Source organism: Frigoribacterium sp. ME-P-080, assembly GCF_030209595.1.
Lineage (GTDB): Bacteria > Actinomycetota > Actinomycetes > Actinomycetales > Microbacteriaceae > Frigoribacterium.
In genome coordinates, this window is sequence record NZ_JARVRR010000003.1 from 604,109 (window position 1) to 625,700 (window position 21,592).

Here is a 21,592-nt window from a genome sequence, read left to right on the forward strand (position 1 = left end):
TCGACTTCGCTGCCCATCGGGCAAAATGTGACGTTTCCGTATTAGGATGCTGGCCGGGCACACGCCCGTGAGGATCTAGGAGGCCGCATGCCGATTCCCGTCACTCCCCCTGCCGCCGAACGACAGCTGCTGCGCGACACGGTCCGCAGCCGCATCCGTGACGCGATCATCGACGGCACGCTCGAACCGGGCGAACGCCTGCACGACGACGAGCTGATCGCCTGGCTGCAGGTGTCGCGCACCCCGATCCGCGAGGCACTCGGCGACCTCGTGCGCGCCGGCCTCGTCGAGATGGCGCCGAACCGCTACACGAAGGTCGCGACGCCGAAGGCCGAAGAGGCCGTCCAGGCGGTCCAGACCCTGGGCGTGCTCTTCGGCGGCGCCGTCCGGCTGGCCGTCCCGAACCTGCCGGACGCCGTCAAGCGAGAGATCGTGCGGGCCATCGACGTCTGCCTCGGCGATCTCGACCGTGAAGACGCCCCGGCGTTGAACGCCCACGCCATCGCGCTCTTCTCGACCTACGTCGACCACTGCGGCAATCCGTCACTGGTCAAGGTCTGCACCGACGTCACCGACGGCCTCGCCTACAAACTGCGCGTGCCGAACATCGTGCAGGTGCTGCAGTGGGATTCGATGGCCGACTCGTTCGCCGCCCTGCGCGAGGCGACCGAGGCCGGTGACCCCATCGCCGCCGAACTCGCCGCCGAGGACCTGCACGCCCTGCCCGGCCAGCGCCCCGTCGCCTGAGCGGGCGGGCGCGGCCGACCGGGCAGGCACGGCCGACCGTCCCTCGACCCGTCAGACCGCCGTGACGTCGTCGACCTCGCCGACGAGTTCTTCGATGATGTCCTCCAAGAACAGCACGCCGGTGGTGACGCCCTCGGGCGAGACGGATCGGGCGACGTGCGCGCCGACCCGGCGCATCGAGGCCAGGGCGTCCTCGAGGTCGGTGTCGCGGCCCACGGCGCCCAGGCGGCGGATGCGCTTCTCGGGCACGGGTGCCTCGAAGGCCCCGTCGCCGGTGAGGTCCATGACGTCCTTGAGGTGCAGGTAACCCGTGGGCTGGCCGTCTCCGTCGGTGAGCACGTACCGCGAGTACCCCCGGGCCGCCACGGCGCGCTGCACGTCGGACGGAGTCGACCCCGGCGCCAGGTGCACCATCTCGTCGAGGGGCACCTCGACGTCGCGCACCTTGCGGGTGGTGAACTCGAACGCCGCCGACAGGGTGCCCGACGAGTCCGTCAGCGTGCCCTCGCGGGTCGACTGCTGGACGATCGTGGCGACCTCGTCGAGCGTGTACGAGCTCGTCGCCTCGTCCTTCGGCTCGACCCGGAAGAGCCTCAGCACGCCGTTGGCGATCGCGTTGAGCGACCAGATGACCGGCTTGAACACCGTCGCCACGAAGACGAGCGGAGGCGCCAGGATGAGCGCCGCCCGGTCGGGCACCGAGAACGACAGGTTCTTCGGGATCATCTCGCCGACGACCACGTGCAAGAACGTGACGAGCACGAGCGCCACGACGAACGCGACGACGCCGATCGCCTCGGCCGAGAGGCTGGTGAGACCGAGCGGGATCTCGAGCAGGTGGTGGATCGCCGGCTCCGAGACGTTCAAGATGACCAGCGAGCAGACGGTGATGCCCAACTGGCTGGTGGCCAGCATGAGCGTCGCGTGTTCCATCGCCCACAGGGTCTTCTTCGCGGCCTTGCTGCCGGCCTCGGCACGCGGCTCGATCTGCGAGCGGCGTGCCGAGATGACGGCGAACTCGGCGCCGACGAAGAATCCGTTGACGATCAGCAGCACGACCAGCCAGACGATTCCGGGCAGGTACTCGTTCATCGGTCGACCCCTTCGGTCAGCGAGGCGACCACGCGGTCGTGCTCGGTCGTGGGTGCGGCGGCGTCGAGGCCGCCGTCAGGTGGGGCCGGGACGAAACGCAGGCGTTCGAGGCGTCCGTTCGCGACGCGTTCGACCCGCAGGCTGCCGCTGCCGCTCTCGAGGGCGACCTCGTCGCCCACCTCGGGCAGGCGGTCGAGCCGGTCGATGACGAACCCGGCCACCGTCTCGTAGTCGCCGTCGTCGGGCACGCGGATGCCCGCCCGGTCGGCCAATTCGTCGGGCCGGAGGGCACCGTCGAAGAGCACGGTGCCGGCCTGGCGCACGATGCCCACGCGGGCCCGGTCGTGCTCGTCCTCGAGCTCGCCGACGAGCTCTTCGACGACGTCCTCGAGCGTGACGAGGCCGGCGGTGCCGCCGAACTCGTCACGCACCACGGCCATCTGCAGGCCGCCGTGGCGCAGCAGGCCGAGCAGCGAGTCGGTGCCCATGCTCTCGGGCACGAAGCGCGCCTCCTGCATGAGGGCGGTCGCGACGACGGAGGCGCGCTCGGCGAGCGGGACCGCGAACGCGTGCTTCACGTGCACCACCCCGACGATGTCGTCGCTGTCGTCGCCGATCACGGGGAACCGCGAGAAGCCCGAGGTCAGGGCGGCCTCGACGACGTCGGCGGCCGAGCCGGTCGACGCGATGGTCGTCATGCGGACGCGCGGCGTCATCACCTCGGAGGCGTCGTGCTGCGAGAAGCGCAGGGTACGGCCCAGCAGGGTCGCGTGGTCCTGGTCGAGCTGGCCCTCGAGGGCCGACCGGCGCACGAGCGAACTCAGCTCTTCGGCCGAGCGGGCGCCCGACAACTCTTCTTTGGGCTCGATGCCCATGGCGCGGATGGCCGCGTTGGCGGTGTTGTTGAAGAGCAGGATGAGCGGCTTGAAGACCGTGGTGAACGCGGCCTGGAACGGCACGACGAACTTCGCGGTGGCGAGCGGCAGCGCGAGGGCGAAGTTCTTCGGCACGAGCTCGCCGACGACCATCGAGAAGAGGGTGGCGAGCACGATGCCCGCGACGCTGCCGACGACCGGGACGGCCGCGGCGGGCACGCCCAGGGAGTCGAGCGGACCGCTCAGCATCGAACTGATGGCGGGCTCGAAGGTGTACCCGGTCAGCAGGGTCGTCAGCGTGATGCCGAGCTGCGCACCGGAGAGGTGCGTCGAGGTGATGCGCAACGCCTTGATCGTGGGACCGAGGCGTTTCTCGCCCCGGTCGCGCCGCGCCTCCAGCTCGTTCCGGTCGAGGTTGACCAGCGAGAACTCGGACGCGACGAAGAAGCCGGTGCCGACGGTGAGCACGAGGCCGATGCCGACCATGACCCAGTCATTCATGTCGCCCCTCCCCGTCTGTGACGACCGCGCGGGCGGTCAGGCGTGGGAGAGGCCAGGGCATGTGAGAGGGAGGTTCGTCCATGACCGAGAACAGTAAGCAGATCCCCCGACCGATGCCTGAGAACGTGCAGTCGATGCAGTCGACCCGCCCTCGAGCCGAGGAGGCGCGGGTCAGGCCGGAGGGGCCGCCGCCGCCGAGGTGGTCGGCGTGGAGGTCTCCGACGTCGAGATCGTGGGCGTCGGGATGGTCGGCGGCAGGGCGGGCGGAGTGGCCCGCAGGTCGGCCACGCGGTCGGCCGGCTCGGTGCGGGCGAGGAACCCGATGCGCGACTCGCGCACGTGCCAGCCCATCAGCTCGGCGGCCCCGGCCTCGTCGCCGGCGTCGATCGCCGCGAGGATGCGTCGGTGGTCGGGCCAGAGCCGCTTGCCTCGCGAGAAGGTGTCGAGGGCGTACAGCCACTCGATCTTGTTCGACAGCTGGCGCAGCAGGGTGGCCAGGGTGGCGCTCCCGCTCAGCTGCGCCACGCCCACGTGGAACCGGTCGTTCAGTTCGACGAGACGGTCGAGGTCGCCGGCCTCGACGGCGGCGTCCCCGTCGTCGAGCAGCTGGCCGAGCACGCGCCGCGTGCGCCACCAGTCCTCGGGCGGGCGCGGCTCTCCGAACAGCTCGCGCGCCCGCTGGGCGGCGCGTCGCGCGGTCGAGATCTCGAGGGCCTCGCGGACGGCGAAGAGGTCGTCGGCCTCGTCGACCGGGATCGCCGCGACCCGGCTGCCCACGTGAGGCGTCGACTCGACGAACCCCTCGGCCTCGAGCGCACGCAGCGCCTCGCGCACGGGGACGCGCGAGACGCCGTGGCGGCGGGCGACCGACGCCTCGGTGATGCGCGTCCCCGGCACGAGGGCGCCCTCGACGATCTCGCGACGCAGGGCGTCGACGAGGACGACGGGCGTCGGGCCCTCAGAGGGCGAGGCTGGCACCGGGGATGGCTCCCAACAGTTCGGTCGTGTACTCGGCACGGGGCGACAAGAAGATGTCGTCGACGCTACCGCGCTCGACCACGGCGCCCTTGCGCATCACCACCACGTCGTGGGCGATCTGCCTCACGACCGCCAGGTCGTGCGTGATGAACAGGTAGCTGAGGCCGAGCCGACGCTGCAGGTCGCCGAGAAGCTCGAGGATCTGCTCCTGGACGAGCACGTCGAGCGCCGAGACGGCCTCGTCGCAGATGAGCAGCTCGGGCTCGAGCGCCAGCGCCCGGGCGATGGCCACGCGCTGACGCTGCCCGCCGGACAACTCGTTCGGACGGCTCTGCGCGACCGAGCGCGGCAGGGCGACCTGGTCGAGCAGCTCGGCGACCCGGTGCCGACGCGAGGCACGGTCGCCGACGCCGAAGATGCGCAACGGCTCGTCGATCAGCCGCTCGACGCTGGAGGTCGGGTCGAGCGAACCGTAGGGGTCCTGGAAGACGGGCTGCACCCGGCGACGCAGCGCGCGACGGGACGCACCGCGGCTCGTGGTGATGCTCTCGCCGTCGATCAGGGCCGACCCGCTCGTCGCCGACTCGAGGCCGAGCACGATGCGGGCCACGGTCGTCTTGCCCGAGCCGGACTCCCCCACGATCGCCGTCGTGGTGCCGCGCGGCACCTCGAACGAGACGTGGTCGACGGCCCGCACCTGCTCGCCACGGCGACCACGGAGGCGGAACTCCTTGACCAGGTCGGTGACGGTCAGGATCGGGTCGACCCGCGCCTCCTTCGCGTCCGTCGCCTCGTCGAGGACGGTCTCGCCGCGACGGAGGGCGGTGGCCGAGGCCAGCGTCGGCGCCGCCGCGACGAGGCGCTTCGTGTACTCGTGCTGCGGGCGACGCAGGATCTGCTCGGGCGTGCCCTGCTCGACGACGCGTCCCTCGAGCATCACGACGATGCGGTCGGTGCGGTCGGCGGCGAGCCCCAGGTCGTGGGTGATGAAGAGCAGGGAGGTGCCACGGCTCTCGACCAGCGTCTGCAGGTGGTTCAGGATCTGCCGCTGCACCGTCACGTCGAGCGCGCTGGTCGGCTCGTCGGCGATGAGCAGCTGCGGCTCCCGTGCCAGGGCGATCGCGATGAGCACGCGCTGGCGCATGCCGCCCGAGAACTCGTGGGGGAACTGCCCCGCCCGGCGCTCGGCCTCGGGGATGCCCGCCTCGCTCATCAGCGCGACGACGCGGCGCTGGACCTCGTCGTGGCCGCGGAGGCCGTGGGTGCGCAGCGCGTCGGCGATCTGCGCGCCGACCTTCATCGACGGGTTGAGGTTGGTCGACGGGTCCTGCGGCACGAGGCCGATCCGGGCGCCGCGCACCTGACGCATGGGGGCCTCGGTCGCCTGCGCGAGGTCGAGGGTGCCGCCGTCGGGCCCCGCCAGCTCGATCGTGCCACCCGTGATGTGGCCGGCCCCGGGCAGCAGGCGCAGGATGGCGGCGACCACCGTCGACTTGCCCGAGCCGGACTGGCCGACGATCGCCACCCGCTCGCCCGGCAGGACGTCGAGGTCGACGCCGTGGACGGCGGGGGTGTCGCCGAACGAGACGCGGAGGTCGCGCACGCTCAGCAGGGGGGAGGTCGGGTTCTCAGCGTCCTGCGGCATAGGCCTGGGCTCCTCGGGGGTTGGCGGCGGCGGAGAGCACACCGGTCTCGGGGTCTCGCGACACGCTGGACAGCCGGCCCAGGGACCAACCGCCGGCGCGGGTGACGACATGGCCGCGGGCGACCAGCGCGTCGATGACGTCGTCGCCCAGGCGGTCCTCGACCACGACGCCACCGGGCTCCCAGGTGCGCGGCCAGAAGCTGCCCGGGAACGACGTGGTGTGCAGGGCCGGGGCGTCGATCGCCTGCTGCGGGGTGTAGCCGCCGACGATCGTGCGCAGCAGGTAGAGCAGCTGCCACTGGTCCTGCTGGTCGCCGCCGGGCGAACCGAGCGCGACGACGGACTCGCCGTCCTTCAGCACGAGCGTGGGCGTCAGCGTGGTGCGCGGGCGGGTGCCGGGTGCGAGCGTCGACGCCGTGCCCTCGTCGAGCCACGACATCTGCAGCCGGCTGCCGAGGCAGAAGCCGAGCTCGGGGATCGTCGGCGACGACTGCAACCAGCCGCCCGACGGCGTCGCCGACACGACGTTGCCCCAGCGGTCGACGACGTCGAGGTGGCAGGTGTCGCCGCGCGTCTCGCCGGTGGGCTCGGTGAACGGCTCGGCCAGACGGTCGGCCGGAGGCGCGGTGGCGGTCGCCGGGGCGTCCTCGGTCGGTGCGACGGGTGCGTCGGCTGCGTCGGCTGCGTCGGCTGCGTCGGCGCGAACCGGTGCCCGACCGGGGGCGGCGACGGTGGGCTCGCCGACGCCGGCCGGTGCCTCGCTGAGCGCGGGTGGCAGGTACTCGGTGCGCATCGTGGGCAGGGCGAACGGTTCGCGCCCCGGGACGTCGCCCGGTCGCAGCTCGTGCGACGCACGCTCGCCGATCAACCCGCGGCGCCGGTCGGCGTAGTCGGCGGACAACAGCACGTCGAGGGGCACGTCCCCGGGGCCGTACCAGGCCTCGCGATCGGCCATCGCGAGCTTCTGCGCCTCGACGATGGTGTGGGCGCCGTCGGCGGTCGACGGGTCGAGCAGGGCGTCGTCGAGCGGCTCGAGCAGCGCCAGCACCTGCAGCAGGGCGGGACCCTGACCCCAGGCGCCGGTCTTGGCGACGGTGTGGCCGCGGAACTCGATCGTGGTCGCCGGCTCGGTCGTGGCCCGGAAGGCGGCGAGATCGGCGGCCGTGACCACGCCCGCGTGGTCGGTGCCCGACGAGTGACGGTGCGGAGTGCGGACGAACGCGTCGATCGCCTGCGCGACGTGTCCGCTGCCCCACTCGACCCGCGCCTCCTCGATCTTCGCCTCGCGGGACGCGTCGGGGCCGAGGGCCTCGCCCGCCGCGACCAACTCGTCGAGCACGGCCGCGTAGGCGGGGTTCGTCAGCAGGTCGCCCTCACGCGGCACCTCGCCACCCGGCATCCACTGGGCGGCGGAGGTGGGCCAGTGCTCGGTGAACAGGTCGGCGACGGTCTCGATGGTCGACGCCACGCGCGCCACGATCGGGTGGCCGTCGCGGGCGTAGCCGATCGCGTAGGCCAGGACGTCGGCCAGGGACCAGGTGCCGTGCTCGGCCAGCAGCTTCAGCCAGGCGTCGACGGCGCCGGGGACGGCGGCCGCGAGGGCTCCCGACCCGGGGACGAGCTCGAGGCCCTCGGCCAGGTAGTGCTCGCGGGTGGCCCCGGCCGGGGCGGGGCCCTGGCCGACGAGCACGGTCGGCGCGTCGGGGGCCTCGGCCGTGGCGTAGATCGCCGTGAGGTCGCCGCCCGGACCGTTGAGGTGCGGCTCGACGACGTGCAGGACGAAGGCGCCCGCGACGGCCGCGTCGAAGGCGTTGCCGCCGCGCTCGAGGACCGACTGGGCCGAGGCCGTCGCCAGCCAGTGCGTCGACGACGTCATGCCGAAGGTGCCGCGCAGGTCGGGGCGGGTGACGAACTCGTCAGGGGTGGTGTAGGTCACGAGGGGGTCACTTCCGGTCGCTGGCGGTGGGGTCGAGGGCGTCGCGCAGGGCGTCGCCGAACAGGTTGAAGCCGAGGCAGATCACGGCGATCGCGAGACCCGGCACGACGGCCGCGAAGGGCGCCTTGGCCAGGTACTGCTGCGCGTCGCTGAGCATGATGCCGAGACTCGCCGTCGGCGGCTGGATGCCCAGCCCGAGGAACGACAGGAGGGCCTCGCCGATCACGGCGACCGGCATGATGACCGTCGCCTGGACGATGATCGCCGAGACGCAGTTCGGCAGGACGTGCTGGAAGATCACCCGCAGCCCCGAGGCGTCCATGGTCGTCGCGGCGAGGACGAAGTCGGTCGACTTGATGCGGAGCGTCTCGCCGCGCACCACGCGGATCATCGTCGGCACCTGCGCGATGCCGAGGGCGACCACCGCGTTCGTCAGGCTCGGACCGCTGATCGCGGCGAGCGCGACGGCGATGATCAGGAACGGGAACGCCAGCATGACGTCGGTGAGGCGCGAGATCACGCCGTCGAGCCACCGCCAGTAGCCGGCCAGCAACCCGAGCGGCGTGCCGACCACGACGGCCAGCAGCACCGACAGCACGCCGACCTGCAGCGAGACGCGGATGCCGTAGACGGTGCGCGAGAGGATGTCGCGGCCGAGGTCGTCCGTGCCGAGCACGTAACCGACCGTGCCCGGCACCTGGAACGGCAGCTCGAAGTTCACCCGGGTCGGGTCGTACGGGGCGATGAGGGGCGCGGCGAGGCCGGCCACGAGGACGACGAGCAGCATGACGCCGCCCGTGACGCCGAGCTTGTTGCGGACGAGGCCGCGCCAGACGCGTCCCCGCCCCGACCCGAGGCCCGCCCCTGCGGCGGTGGGTGTCTCGATGACGGTCACGATGCGCCTCCTACCCTGATGCGCGGGTTGATGACGGAGTACAGGACGTCCACCGCCAGGTTGATCAGGATGTAACCGACCGTGATGATCAGCACGACGGCCTGGATCACGGGGTAGTCACGGGTGAACACCGAGTCGAGCGTGAGCTTGCCGAAGCCCGGCAGCGCGAAGATGCGCTCCGTCACCACGGCGCCCGAGATGAGGCCGCCGAGTTGCAGGCCGACGATCGTGACGACCACGATCATCGAGTTGCGCAGGCCGTAGCGCATCAGCACCCGCCCCCGCCCGAGCCCCTTGGCCCGCGCGGTGCGCACGTAGTCGGTCTTCATCGTCTCGATCATCGAGGCCCGGGTCTGCCGCATGATGACCGCGGCGAGGCTCGTGCCGAGGATCAGCGCCGGCAGGGTCAGGTGGTAGAACGCGCTCGCCGGGTTCTCGGCCACCGGCACGTAGCCCGACGCCGGGAACAGGCCGAGGCCCGCCGCGAGCCAGAGGATCGCGAGGATGCCGAGCCAGAAGTTCGGCACCGACAGACCGACCAGGGCGGCGGCGTTGGCCATCCACTCGGGCCAGCGTCCGCGGTAGCGCTCGGCGACGACGCCGAGGGCGACGCCCACGACGACCGCCACGACGATGGCGTAGAGGGCGAGCCACAGCGTGACCGGCAGGGTGGCCCCGATCAACTCCGTGACCGGGGTGCCGGTGCGGGTGGACTCACCGAAGTCGCCGCGGACGAAGTTGCCGACGAACCGGCCGTACTGCACCAGCAGCGAGTCGTCGAGGCCGAGGTCGGCCCGGATCGCGGCGACGCGCTCGGGCGTCGCCTCTTCTCCGGCGAGGGCCAGCGCCGGGTCGCCGGGCAGCTGGCGCACGCCCCAGAACACGACGATCGAGGCGATCACGAGCGTGACGGCCGACTGCCAGAGCCGGGTGAACAGGTAACGGGTCATCAGGTCACTCCCCCTCGACGAACGCGGCGTTGCTGAGCCGCACGACGCCGTCGGCGTAGGTGGACACCCCGGCGACCTCGTTCGTCAGCGCGGTCAGGCTGCGGGTGCGGTACAGGTAGATCAGCGGTTCGTCCTCCTGCACCTGCGTCACGGCCTCGCCGTAGAGCGCCGCACGCTCGTCGACGTCGATGGACGCGGCGGCGTCGGCCAGCAGCTCGTCGACCCGGGGGTTGCTGTAGCCCGAGTAGTTGTTGCCGCCACCGGTGCGCAGGAAGTTCACCATGTTGCCGTTCGGGTCGACGCGGCCCGACCAGCCGAGCTGCAGCGCGTCGAAGTCGCCGCGCGACTGGACGTCGAGCAGGGTCGAGTACTCGACCGGGGTGATCGACAGGCGGAACCCACCGTCGGCGACCTGGGCCTGCAACGCCTGGGCGAGGCGCAGCGTGTCGGCGTTGTTGCTGGCCTGGATCTCGATCTCGTAGGGCGTCGTCACCCCCGCCTCGGCGAGGAGGCGCTTCGCCCCCTCGGGGTCGTAGCCCGGGCAGGCGTCGCTGGCATCGGTGGCGAACGGACTCGTCGGCGGGATCGGCGAGCAGGCGGTGTCGTTCCACCCGCCGAACACGCTCTGCACCAGCGCGTCACGGTCGATCGACATGGCCAGCGCCTGACGGACGCGCACGTCGCTCGCCAAGGGGGTGTCGATCTGGACGGGGTCGGTCCCGACGCCGTCCTGGTTGCCGATGTTCACGGTGATGCCCTGGTAGCCGAACGAACCGACCTGCAGCACCGTGAGGCCGTCGTCCGCCATGAGGGAGTCGACGTCCATCGTCGACATCGAGTCGGCGACCTGCACGTCGCCCGCGCGGACGTTCGCCGCACGGATGCTCGCGTCGGTGATGATGCGGTAGGTGATCGAGTCGAGGTGCACGTCCTCGGCGTCGTAGTAGAGCGGGTCGCGCTCGACCGAGATCGAGGTCTGCGGCACGCGGTCGACGAACTTGAAGGGGCCCACGCAGACCGGGGCGTCGCCGAAGTCGTCGCCCTCGGCCTCGAGCGCCGTCGGGGACATGATCATCCCCGCGCGGTCGGCGAGGGCCGCGGTCAGCGGGGCGAAGGGGCGCTCGTAGGTCAGGCGCACCGTGTCGTCGTCGAGGGCCTCGACCCCGGTCACCGGGCCGAGCTCGCTGGCCCGCGACGAGTCGGGCTTGTCGAGGTGACGACGCAGCGTCGTGACGACGGCCTGGGCGTCCAACGGGGTGCCGTCCGCGAACACGGCGTCCGTGCGCACGGGGATGTCGACCGTCAGCCCGCCGTCCGACAGCGTCGGCAGCTCGGTCGCCAGCAGCGGCACGAGGTCACCCTCGGCGTCGATGTCGTACAGCTTCTGGCACACGGTCTCCATGACGTAGCGCGTGTAGAGCGACGACGACGTGGTGGGGTCGAGGGCGTCCGGCTCGGCGGACAGCGCCATGACCAGGTCGCCCCCCTCGACGATGGTCCGGTCGCCGATCGGCGCGGTGGTCACGTCGGTCTTGTCGGGCGGGTTCGTCCCGGCGGGTTGCTGTGGGACGCAGGCCGTCAGGGCGAGCGTCGCGGCAGCGGCGAGGGCCGGCAGCGCGAGGGCCCGGCGCAGGCGGCGACGCCCGGCCGGGGAGCTCGCGGCGCGGCTCGCGCTCGCGGCGCGGGTCGCGCTCGCGGCGCGGGACGCGCCGGCGCTCGCGGCGCGGGTCGGGCGGGGTGGGCGGGCCATCGGGCCTCCGATGCTCGGGTGGTATCGGTCTGTGCGGCGTGGATTGCATACAATCCTGCCGCACGCCCCAGTTTTGTATACGAATTGTTTCGCGCGGGTAAAACGTGGCCCGGCCGGTCCGGCTCCGGCCCGTCTCGCCTAGAGACGCACCCGCCCGCACCCGCACCCGCACCCGCACCCGCTCCGAGGTCGCACCACGATCGCGTCACGGAACCACACTCGGGGTTGGTTCGACGACTCGGAAGTGGTGCGACCTGAGCGTCACGGCAAGGGCAGCCCTGCTGAGCGGAGGTTCGCGGCCAGGCGGGGTGGGTGCGACAACTCGTCCCAGACCGTTCGCGCGAATCCGTTGACCTCGGGCCGGTTGCGGATGCGGTCCTCTCGGATCTTCTCGTCCACCACGACTTGTCCGGGCGACCGGCCGTTCTTCCACCGCCCTTCCGCGTACTTGATCCGTCCGTCGAATTCGAGCACGACGCCGAACCGGGGCCACCAGAAGTCGACGACGTCGGCGAAGAGGCCGCCGTCTCCCCAGGTGAAACGCTGCTGGAGCACCGGAGGAGGCGCGCCCAGCTCGTGCAGGACGACCCGCGTCAGCGACTCCCCCGGGGATTCGGCCTCGGGCGTCGCGAAGGCGACCGCCCGGCGTGCACTCGGCAGGCCTCGTGCCGACCCACGTCCGTCGAGGACGTGCCGCACGTCATCCGCGCTCGCGAGCCCCCTCCGCACGAGGGCATCGAGGGCGACCACCGCGTCACGGAACGACGACGTGAGGGCGAGATCGGCTGCTGTTCGAGCCGGAGAGGTGAGGGAAAGTGGAGGGATCGACCGCACCTCCTCACCGGAGAGCGGTCCCGGGTGCCGCACGACGTTCGCCGTCGTCTGGGTCGTGCGGCGGTCCGGGTCGACGACGTGCACGCGGCTCGGCCACTCACCGAGGGCCGGCAGCTCCCAGCATGCGGCCGCCGACGCATGAGACACCACCATCCGCGAAGCGAGCCGCGGCATGACGGCGAGGACGAGGATCAGGTGGCGATCCCGAGAGGAGGCCGCTCGCCACGCGGCAGCGTCGACGGCTGCCCCACGACGCACCCGGACGAACTCACCCCGCTCGACACCACGACGCACGGCCTCGGACTCCCGCCGCCCGTGCTCGAGCCGGTCGGACCGGATGATGTGGGGCAGATGTTCGATCACAGGGAGAGACTGCCGTCACATGGCGGTCCGCCAGTGGTTGTCCACAGGCAGGGCGACGACGAGGTCACATCACGTCTGCGGCATCGAACCGCCCGACGGGGCAGTTCGATGACTCGACGGTGGTGCGACCTCGTGCAGAGCGGGGCGAAGAAGCCGCGCGGAGGCGAGGAGGCGCGGGGCGGCTACTCGAGGTTGGCGTGGCGGGGCCAGAGCTCGTCGGCATCGGCACCCGAGCGCTTCCACAGCGCGTGGAAGACGGCGTCGCCGAGCAGCACGACGGTCTGCTCGAACAGCCCGCCGGCGTACTGCGACGACGCGGCTCCCGAGCGGTCCTGCTTGTCGGCGGCGGGCACCACGAGCACGGCCTCGGCCAGGTCGGCCAGCGGCGAGTCGGCGGCGGTGGTGATGGCGGCCACCCGCGCCCCGGCGTCGACGGCCGTCCGGGCCGCGGCGACGATGCCGGACGTCGTGCCCGAGCCGCTCGCGGTGAGCAGCACGTCCCCGTCGGCGATGGCCGGCGTCGTGACCTCGCCGACGACGTGGACCTCGAGTCCGAGGTGCATCAACCGCATCGCGGTCATGCGGAGGGCGAGACCCGAGCGACCCGCACCGTGGACGAAGACGCGCTCGGCGTCGTCGAGCAGGTCGGCGAAGGCGTCGAGCTGGCCGGACGTGTCGGACGAGTCGTCGCCTCCGGCGTCCACGTCGAGCACCGCCGAGACGGCGGCGTCGACCTCGTCGGCCACGAGCTCGAGGGCGGTGGCGACGGAACCGTGGTCGTCGTCGGGGGTCGTGCTGTCTGCGGGGGTCACGCGTACCAGCCTGCTCGCCCCGCGCCTCCGGCGTCCAGGTTCGGGCCGGCGGTCCGCGTCGACGGGCTCCGGGCGGGGGTGCGACCAGAAGGGGGGCCACCGTCGACCCGCACTGGGGGCAGCCCGGCTGCCGACCGCTGCCTAGCCTGGGACAGGGGGACGAGACACCGAGAGACACCCGAGGAGCACCACGTGACCAGGACGGTCGACACACCCGCGCACCCGACGCGCAGCTACGAGCGGCTGAGGCCTGCCATGCGCCTGTTCTACCTGTGGACGCTCTCGCGTTCCCGCCACGTGCCCTCCCCGCGCGGACGGCCGACCTACCGGGCGGACTCCCCCGACCCCGACACCGTGCTGCTGATCGGCACGGGCCCGACCCACGGCTTCGGCGTGACGAGCCACGAGCAGGCGCTCACGGGTCAGATCGCCAAGGAGACCTCGAAGAGCACCGGTCGCGCCTGCTCGGTCGACTACATCGGCGACGAGATGATGAACGCCGGTTCGGCCCGTTCGTGGATCGGCGACCACGACCTCAGCCTGTACGACACGGTGGTCGTGATGCTCGGCCTCAACGACGCCGTCATGCTCACCCCGCTCGAGGGATGGCAACGTGACGTGACGACGCTCGTCACCGACCTGACCCGCCGCGTCCACCCGACCGCCCGCATCGTGCTGGTCGGCGTGCAGCCCGTGCGCTCGGTCACGCGGTTCGACAACCCGTTCGGATCGGTCGCCGACCGGCACGCCGCCCGCATGAACGAGATCACCGAACGGATCGCCGCGCAGCACCCGTCGGCCTCGTACTTCCGGCTGCCCCCGGGAGAGCTGCAGCCCGGTCGCCCGCACGGCTGCGAGACGATGTACCGGAAGTGGGGCTCCGTGGTCGCCGACCGGGTGGCCCCGACCCTCGACGTCGTGCGCCGCGGCGAGACCGTCGAGCACATCGGACGCACGTCCGTCGCACCCGTCGTGCCCGAGCGGGTCGCCGCCCAGCTCGAGGTGGCCCGACTGGCGGCGTCGGTGGCCGCACCGGCCCCGGTCGACCCGGTCGTCGCACAGCTCGAGGCCGCGCGGGCGGCCGTCGCCCGACTCGAGGCCGAGCAGGCCGTCGCGGCACGCCCGGCGGACGCACCCGCGTCGGCACGCCCGGCGGACGCACCCGCGCCGGCCCCGGCTGCCGCAGCACCCGCACCCGCACCGACCCCGGCGGACGCACCCGGGACCGCTCTCGGAACCGGGGCCACCCCGTCGACCGACACCGCGCCTCCTGCCCGTCCGCGTCGGGCCCTGCCCGAGCCGACCTTCGAGTGGTCAGGAGCCGAGAAGCTGGTCGAGCTCGCGAGCAGCGGCGGGTCGGACACCCTGCAGGACCTCGCCCGCCGAGCCGAGAAGGAGTTCGGCGTCGACGTCGCGGTCGTCTCGCTGCTCGACGGCAAGAAGCTCTACTACGCGGTCAACACCGAACTGCTGCCGGTCTCGATCCCCCGCGAGCTGACGTTCTGCGACGTGACCGTCGCGGCCGACGCGCCCGTGATCGTCGAGGACGCCCGCAAGGACGACCGGTTCAAGGACAACCCCTACCTCGACCTCAACCACGGGTACTTCTACGCCGGGCACCCGATCCACTCGTCGTCCGGCGAGGCGATCGGCACCTTCTGCCTGCACAACACGCGGCCCCGCAAGGCGAAGAGCGTGTCGTCCGAGAAGCTGGCCGAGTTCGCCCGGCTCGCCGAACTCGAGCTGCAGAGCTACGAGACGGCCGAGGGCGGTCACGACCTGCCGACGATGTACGAGACCCGGGAGGCGGCGGTCGCGGCGGCCGTGTCGGGTCGCGCCCCACAGGCGGCCGCGCTGGCACGGGGCGTGGCCGACGCCACGAGCGTCGTCGCCGCGCCCCAGCCCGTGGCTACGCCCACGACTGCGCCCACGGCTACGGCTGCGGCTGCGGCTGCGGGCACGGTCCCCGTGGTCGCCGCTGCTGCCGCATCCACCCCGGCCCCCACGCGCGTCGGGCGCCACGCCGCTCCCTGACCGCGACCTGCGGGCGAGGACGCACCACGTCCGCGTCGTCGAACCACCCGAGAGCGTGGTTCGACGACGCGACGGTGGTGCGACCGGCACACCACCACACCGTCACACCGTCACACCGCCACGCCGGCGCGCCGGCGCGCCGTCACGCCGTGGCGGTCGCTGACGCGCCCTTCCGCTGCTTCAGCCACAGCACGAGCATGAAGCTGAAGATCACGAGCACCATCCACGAGCCGATCTTGCTGGGGTGCACGAGGCTCCAGCCGTCGACCTGCGAGGCGTAGGTCCAGGCACCGAGCAGGGTCGCGGCGTTCTCGGCGATCCAGATGAACAGCCCGATGAGGGCGAACGACACGAGCAAGGGCATGCGGCGGTCGACGCCCCGCACGCGGAAGGTCACCGACCGCCGGGCGATCAGCAGCGCGGCGACGCCGAGCAGCACCCAGCGCAGGTCGGCGATCCAGTGGTTCGTGAAGAAGTTGACGTAGAAGCCGACCGCGACGGCCATGGTCGCCGCCATCGGCACGGGGTCGACGCGGAGGTCGAGCCGGCGCCACGCCTGGCAGATGTAGCTCGCGACCGCCGCGTACATGAAGCCGCTGTAGAGCGGCACGTCCCCCAGGCGCAGCACGCCGGGCTCGGGGTACGACCACGAGCCGATCGCGACCTTGAAGACCTCGAGCCCGAGCCCGAGGACGTGGAAGACGCAGATGACGAGCAGCTCGTCCCGGGTCTCGAGCCGCGTCGCGACGAGGACGACCTGCACGAGCAGGCACCAGATCAGCATCGCGTCGTAGCGCGGCACGCCCACGTCGACCACGCGGGTCACGGCGAGCCCGGCGAAGATCGCGACGGCGAACGCGCACGAGAGGGCCTGGGCGCGGCCGAAGGCCAGCAGGTCGAGCAGGGACTCGCGCGCGCGGGCGACGCGACCCGGACCGTGGCGCGGGACGACCTCGACTGCGGACACCGTGCCTCCTCGGTTCGTCGTCGGTGGCGGCCGGGTGGCCGCGCCGTCGCGCCCCGTGGGTGCGACCTCGTCCACGCTACGAACCCCGAGGAGGCGCGGCGTCCGCCCCGAGGACCACCCGCCTCCCCCGCGGGTCGCGGCGGCGGACACGCGAGAGCCCCCTCGCCGTGCGGCGAGGGGGCTCTCGTGGGGTGCTCGTCGGCGTCCCGCGCTGCGGGTCGCTGGTACGCACCGTCGACGGGCCGGGCGTCAGCCCGTCCGAAGTCGTGCACCGGGCCGGGGCCCGGGACGGTCAGATCTGGTCGTCGTCCACCAGACCCGCCACGAAGGGGTAGCGATCGGCCACGTACTCGTGGAGGTCGGGGTGGACGAGGGTGTCGAGCGAGGGAAGTGAGGAGGTCATGGTCGGGCCGTTCAGTCGAGGTCGTCGGTGTCGTCGAGGGCCGTGTCGAAGTACGACACGTGATCGCCGACCTGGTCGGCGAGGATGCGCTGGGCGAAAGTCACGACGCGCGCCTCAGGCCGACATCGCGTGGGCCGGAGCGGCCACGAGGAAGTCGGCGTAGGTGGGCTCGTCGACCCGGGCGACGGCCGAGACGGCTGCCGAGATCGGCGCGGCGAGGGCGACGGCCGCGACTCGCGCCCGACGACGACGGGGGTAGGTCTCGATGCGGACGGCCGGGACGCGGGGGTCGCGGCGGTAGAGGCCCGCGTCGACGCGACCGGTGGTCGGGCGGGTCGCCGCGGGGCGGGCCGAACCGACCGTGCCCCGGACGAGGGAGACGAGTTGCTCGTGGCCGAGGCCCTGGAGCGAGGTGCTGCTGGTGTTCATGTTCTTCTCATTTCTGGTGACCCTGCGTCACCTGAGGAACCTGCTGGAACTCCGGCACCGCCCGTGAAGTCGGTGCCCGTACCGCCGTGAACCGGTACGCCCACCACTGTGGCAGGCCGATTGCTAGATGAACTAGCCAGATCGGGAAGAGTGCGCATTGCGGACATGGCTCGGTCCTCGCCTGCACGATCTGCGTTCTTCTTCGTTTTTCTGCTTTTGTCTTGTTTTCTCTGTGGAAGCGACGTACAGTCGGCCCACGCCGGCAGCACGCATGCCGGCAGCACCGCGAGACGACGAGGAGGTCGCATGTACGCCACCGAACGGCACGAGTCGATCGCCGAAGCCCTGCGCTCGGCCGGTCGGGTGTCGGTCAGCGATCTCGCCCTGCGTCTCGACGTCACGGCCGAGACGGTCCGCCGAGACCTCGACGCCCTCGAACAGGCGGGCCTGCTCCAGCGCGTGCACGGCGGTGCCGTCGCCGCCGGCCGCTCCAGCGTCAGCGAACTCAGCCTGAGCGAGCGCGAGACCCGGCACAGCCCCGAGAAGACCTCGGTGGCCCAGGCCGCCGCGCACCTCGTGCCGCCGACGTTCACGGGCTCGATCGCCCTCGACGCCGGCACCACCACCGCCGCCGTCGCCGCCGAACTCGCCCGCTGGACGCCGGCGACGCCCGGCACCGTCCTCACCGTCATCACCAACGCCGTCCCGATCGCGGCGCTGCTGCAGCACAGCCCCCACGTCGACCTGCACCTGCTCGGCGGACGCGTCCGCGGGCTGACCAGCGCCGCCGTCGGCACCAGCACGGTCGAGCAGATCCAGGCGCTCCGCCCCGACATCGTCTTCGTCGGCGCGAACGGCGTCAGCGCCGGCTTCGGGCTGTCGACCCCCGACGAGTTCGAGGGCGCCGTCAAGTCGGCGTACGTCCGTGCCGGACGCCGCGTCGTGGCCGTGGTCGACCAGACCAAACACGGCGAGGAGGCGCTGGTGCGGTTCGCGCGCCTGGCCGAGATCGACACCGTGGTCACCGACGCGCCCCCCGCGCCCGACCTGGGCGAGGCCCTCGAGCTCGCCGACGTCGAGGTGATCGTCGCATGAGCGCCCCGACCCCCATGCCCCGCCCCGTCGTGGCCCCGATCGACACCGCCCCGCAGCCAGGAGGCAGCCGCATGATCCTCACCGTCACCGCGAACCCCTCGCTCGACCGCACGATCGAGCTGCCGGGCACCCTGCAGCGCGGGGCGGTCCAGCGCTCGGTCAGCACGACCGACGAGCCCGGCGGCAAGGGCGTCAACGTGTCCCGGGCCCTGGCGGCGTCGGGTGCCGAGACCGTGGCCCTGCTGCCCGGCGCCCTCGACGACCCGGTCCTCGTCGCCCTGCGCGAGCGAGGCGTGCCCACCGTCAACCTGCCGATCGGCCAGCGCCTCCGGGCCAACGTCACCCTGACCGAACCCGACGGCACGACCACCAAGATCAACGAGCTCGGCCCCGACCTCGGCTTCCACGTGGACGAACTCACGGCCCTCGTCGTCGAACACGCGGCCCTCGCCTCGTGGCTGGTGCTCGCCGGCTCGCTGCCGCCCGGCCTGCCGACGACCTGGCTGGCCGACGTCGTCCGGGCCGTGCGCGCCTCCTGCGGTGACGCCGCCCCGCGCATCGCGGTCGACTCGTCGGGCGAGCCGTTCGCGGCCCTGATCGCGTCGGGCGTCGGCATCGACCTCGTCAAGCCCAACGCCGACGAGCTCGCCGAGATCGTCGGCGGCGACCCCGAGGCGTACGAGGCCGACCCGGCCTCGGCCGTCGCCGGGGCCCGACGCCTGCGCGAGCTGGGCGTCGAGACCGTGCTGCTCACCCTCGGCAGCGCGGGCGCCCTGTTGATCGACGACGAGGGCTCGTGGTTCGCCGCCGCCCCCGTCATCACCGCCCTGAGCACGGTGGGCGCCGGCGACTCGTCGCTGTCGGGCTACCTGCTCGCCGAGACCGCCGGGGCACCCGCCCCGGCCCGCCTCGCCCAGGCCGTCGCGTCCGGAGCCGCCGCCGCGGCCCTGCCCGGCAGCATCGTCCCCCGCCTCGACCAGACCTTCCCTGACGACATCGACGTCGTCCCGGTGGCCCCCGCGGCCGTCGGGCACCTCTGAGCAGCGTCGCCCAACCCCAAGGAGCAGAACAGCATGTCATCCCTCATCAGCACCGACCTCGTCGGTCTCGACGAAGACCTGGGCGGCACGTCGACCGACGTCATCCGCGCCCTGGCCGCGCGCGTCGCGGCCTCGGGCCGCGCCGGCTCGGCCGACTCGCTCGCCGACGACGCCATCAAGCGTGAAGCCTCGGTCGGCACCGGCGTCCCCGGCGGCATCGCGATCCCCCACGCGCGGTCGGCCTCGGTCACCGAGCCCACCCTCGCCTTCTCCCGGCTCGCGCGCACGGTCGGCTTCGGTGCCCCCGACGGCGACGCCGACATCGTCTTCATGATCGCGGTGCCCGAGGGCGCCGACGGCGACCACATGACGGTCCTCTCGACCCTCGCCCGCGCCCTCATCCGCGACGACTTCACCGCCGCCCTCCGCGCCGCGAAGACCCCGGCCGACATCGTGCAGCTCGTCGACGACGAGGTCAGCGGCGAGGTCGCCGAGACGCGCGGCGCCACCGCCGCCTCCGCGGCCGGGGCGACCAGCGCCTCCTCGTCCGCGGCCGACGCCACGGGCGACGGCGCGCGGCGCCCGAAGCTGGTCGGCGTCACCGCCTGCCCCACCGGCATCGCCCACACCTTCATGGCCGCCGACGCCCTCGTCGCCGCGGCGAAGCGCCTCGGCGCCGACCTGCAGATCGAGCCGCAGGGCTCGGGCACGGTCACCCCCCTCGACCCGGCCGTCATCGCCGAGGCCGACGCCGTGATCTTCGCCGTCGACGTCGACGTGCGCGACCAGGGCCGCTTCGCCGGCAAGCCCGTCGTCCGCGGACCGGTCAAGCGCGGCGTCGACGCTCCCGACGCCATGGTGAAGGAGGCGATGGCCGCCGCCAAGGACCCGAACGCCGCCCGCGTGGCCGGCACGGCCGGTGCCGCCGGTGCCGCCGCGGGCTCGACCGCCGAGAAGCAGGGCTTCGGCTCGTCGCTCAAGCGCTGGCTGCTGACCGGCGTCTCGTACATGATCCCGTTCGTCGCCGGTGGCGGCCTGCTGCTCGCCCTGGGCTTCCTGCTCTCGGGTTACGAGATCGCCGGCAACGCCGCGACCGTGCTGACCGACTACTCGCTGTTCAACCTGCCGCCCGAGGGCCTGCCGTACTTCCTCGGTGCCGCCGCGTTCCAGATCGGCAACCTGTCGATGGGCTTCCTCGTCGCCGCCCTGGCCGGTTACATCGCCTACGCCATCGCCGATCGACCCGGCATCGCGCCCGGTTTCGTCGCCGGTGCCGTCGCGGTCTTCATGGGGGCCGGCTTCATCGGCGGTCTCGTCGGTGGTCTGCTCGCCGGCTTCGCCGCCTACTGGATCGGCAAGCCCGACGTGCCCCGCTGGCTGCGCGGCCTGATGCCCGTCGTGATCATCCCGCTGCTCGCGTCGATCTTCGCCTCGGGTCTGCTCGTGCTCGTGCTCGGCGGCCCGATCGCCGCCCTGACCGTCGCCCTGACCGACTTCCTCAACGGCCTCAGCGGCACCGGGGCGATCGTCCTCGGCGTCATCCTCGGCCTCATGATGTGCATCGACCTCGGTGGTCCGGTCAACAAGGTCGCCTACTCGTTCGCCGTCGCAGGCCTGTCCGCGGGCTCCATCAGCGACAACCCGGCGCCCCTGATGATCATGGCCGCCGTGATGGGCGCCGGCATGGTGCCGCCGCTGGCCATGGCCCTCGCGTCGACCGTCCTCTACCGAAAGGGCTTTTCGCAGGTCGAGCGCTCCAACGGCACGGCCGCCTGGCTGCTGGGCGCCTCGTTCATCTCCGAAGGCGCGATCCCCTTCGCCGCGGCCGACCCGCTGCGCGTGATCCCCGCCAGCATGGTCGGAGGCGCGGTGACCGGAGCCATCTCGATGGCCGCCGGCGTCACGTCGCAGGCCCCCCACGGCGGCATCTTCGTGTTCTTCGCGATCGGCAACCTGGGCATGTGGGCGTTGGCGATCGTCGCCGGCACCGTCGTGAGCGCGTTCGTGCTCGTCCTGCTGAAGAAGTTCGTCCGCCGGGGTGCGGCCGCCGGGACCGACGCGTCGGCCGAGGCCGCCGAGGCCGGTTCGGTCGTCGGCCAGCGCAGCCCCGTCGCCGCGTAGCAGCGACGCGGCCCCGCACCGACGCCGTCGAGGCGACCCACACGAGGAGGCGCGTTCCGGGAAGTCCCGGAGCGCGCCTCCTCGGCTGTGGACGGGCCGCGGACGGGCGGCCGCGTCCTCTACCC

Annotated in this window: 17 protein-coding genes; 5 read left to right on the top strand and 12 right to left on the bottom strand. The window is 72.5% G+C overall.

What is annotated here, in order from left to right; translation table 11 throughout:
• Positions 1-87: 87 nt before the first annotated feature.
• Positions 88-747 (top strand): GntR family transcriptional regulator, encoded by a 660-nt coding sequence (locus QRN23_RS08005; protein WP_056046860.1) that lies wholly within the window; start codon positions 88-90, stop codon positions 745-747.
• A gap of 51 nt (positions 748-798) precedes the next feature.
• Here QRN23_RS08005 and QRN23_RS08010 read toward each other — a convergent pair whose 3' ends face one another.
• The 10 genes from QRN23_RS08010 to hxlB form a co-directional block, all read right to left on the bottom strand.
• The gene (locus QRN23_RS08010; RefSeq protein WP_200413344.1) at positions 799-1,839 is read right to left on the bottom strand and encodes a hemolysin family protein; all 1,041 of its coding nucleotides are present in this window, start codon (positions 1,837-1,839) and stop codon (positions 799-801) included.
• Positions 1,836-3,215, bottom strand: coding sequence for a hemolysin family protein (locus QRN23_RS08015; protein ID WP_056046864.1), 1,380 nt, complete (start codon positions 3,213-3,215; stop codon positions 1,836-1,838). The genes QRN23_RS08010 and QRN23_RS08015 overlap by 4 nt, the downstream gene beginning before the upstream one ends.
• A 171-nt stretch (positions 3,216-3,386) precedes the next feature.
• Entirely contained in the window at positions 3,387-4,193 is an 807-nt protein-coding gene (locus QRN23_RS08020; RefSeq protein WP_285063143.1) for a GntR family transcriptional regulator, read from the bottom strand.
• Complete coding sequence (locus QRN23_RS08025; protein WP_159825962.1) at positions 4,174-5,838, bottom strand: dipeptide ABC transporter ATP-binding protein; 1,665 nt, start codon at positions 5,836-5,838, stop codon at positions 4,174-4,176. Before QRN23_RS08025 ends, QRN23_RS08020 begins: the two co-directional genes overlap by 20 nt.
• On the bottom strand, positions 5,822-7,774 hold the full coding sequence (locus tag QRN23_RS08030) for a gamma-glutamyltransferase family protein (protein WP_285063145.1): 1,953 nt from the start codon (positions 7,772-7,774) through the stop codon (positions 5,822-5,824). Before QRN23_RS08030 ends, QRN23_RS08025 begins: the two co-directional genes overlap by 17 nt.
• 7 nt (positions 7,775-7,781) lie before the next feature.
• A complete protein-coding gene (locus QRN23_RS08035; protein ID WP_236556928.1) occupies positions 7,782-8,669 on the bottom strand; it encodes an ABC transporter permease in 888 nt (295 codons plus the stop codon).
• A complete protein-coding gene (locus QRN23_RS08040) occupies positions 8,666-9,619 on the bottom strand; it encodes an ABC transporter permease (protein WP_056046871.1) in 954 nt (317 codons plus the stop codon). Before QRN23_RS08040 ends, QRN23_RS08035 begins: the two co-directional genes overlap by 4 nt.
• A 4-nt stretch (positions 9,620-9,623) precedes the next feature.
• Positions 9,624-11,369: an ABC transporter substrate-binding protein gene (locus QRN23_RS08045; RefSeq protein WP_285063146.1), complete on the bottom strand. Its 1,746-nt coding sequence runs from the start codon at positions 11,367-11,369 to the stop codon at positions 9,624-9,626.
• A 261-nt stretch (positions 11,370-11,630) separates the two neighbouring features.
• Positions 11,631-12,566, bottom strand: coding sequence for a hypothetical protein (locus QRN23_RS08050; RefSeq protein ID WP_285063147.1), 936 nt, complete (start codon positions 12,564-12,566; stop codon positions 11,631-11,633).
• Between the two features lie 182 nt (positions 12,567-12,748).
• Positions 12,749-13,279 (bottom strand): 6-phospho-3-hexuloisomerase, encoded by a 531-nt coding sequence (gene hxlB / locus QRN23_RS08055; protein WP_370516164.1) that lies wholly within the window; start codon positions 13,277-13,279, stop codon positions 12,749-12,751.
• A gap of 291 nt (positions 13,280-13,570) precedes the next feature.
• On the opposite strand from hxlB, the gene QRN23_RS08060 reads away from it, so the two are divergent.
• Positions 13,571-15,412, top strand: coding sequence for a GAF domain-containing protein (locus QRN23_RS08060; RefSeq protein ID WP_285063148.1), 1,842 nt, complete (start codon positions 13,571-13,573; stop codon positions 15,410-15,412).
• 142 nt (positions 15,413-15,554) lie between these two features.
• Here QRN23_RS08060 and QRN23_RS08065 read toward each other — a convergent pair whose 3' ends face one another.
• Positions 15,555-16,379 carry a DUF817 domain-containing protein gene (locus QRN23_RS08065; RefSeq protein WP_285063149.1) on the bottom strand — a complete coding sequence of 275 codons (825 nt, stop codon included), beginning with the start codon at positions 16,377-16,379 and terminating at the stop codon, positions 15,555-15,557.
• Positions 16,380-16,896: 517 nt separating this feature from the next.
• Positions 16,897-17,211, bottom strand: a complete 315-nt coding sequence (locus tag QRN23_RS08070) for a hypothetical protein (RefSeq protein ID WP_056046878.1) — start codon at positions 17,209-17,211, stop codon at positions 16,897-16,899.
• A 306-nt stretch (positions 17,212-17,517) separates the two neighbouring features.
• On the opposite strand from QRN23_RS08070, the gene QRN23_RS08075 reads away from it, so the two are divergent.
• The 3 genes from QRN23_RS08075 (at position 17,518) to QRN23_RS08085 (ending at position 21,467) form a co-directional block, all read left to right on the top strand.
• Positions 17,518-18,306 (top strand): DeoR/GlpR family DNA-binding transcription regulator, encoded by a 789-nt coding sequence (locus QRN23_RS08075; protein ID WP_056046880.1) that lies wholly within the window; start codon positions 17,518-17,520, stop codon positions 18,304-18,306.
• Between the two features lie 71 nt (positions 18,307-18,377).
• Positions 18,378-19,346: a 1-phosphofructokinase family hexose kinase gene (locus QRN23_RS08080; protein WP_285063254.1), complete on the top strand. Its 969-nt coding sequence runs from the start codon at positions 18,378-18,380 to the stop codon at positions 19,344-19,346.
• A 33-nt stretch (positions 19,347-19,379) separates the two neighbouring features.
• Positions 19,380-21,467, top strand: a complete 2,088-nt coding sequence (locus QRN23_RS08085) for a PTS fructose transporter subunit IIABC (protein WP_285063152.1) — start codon at positions 19,380-19,382, stop codon at positions 21,465-21,467.
• The last annotated feature ends 125 nt before the right edge of the window (positions 21,468-21,592 follow it).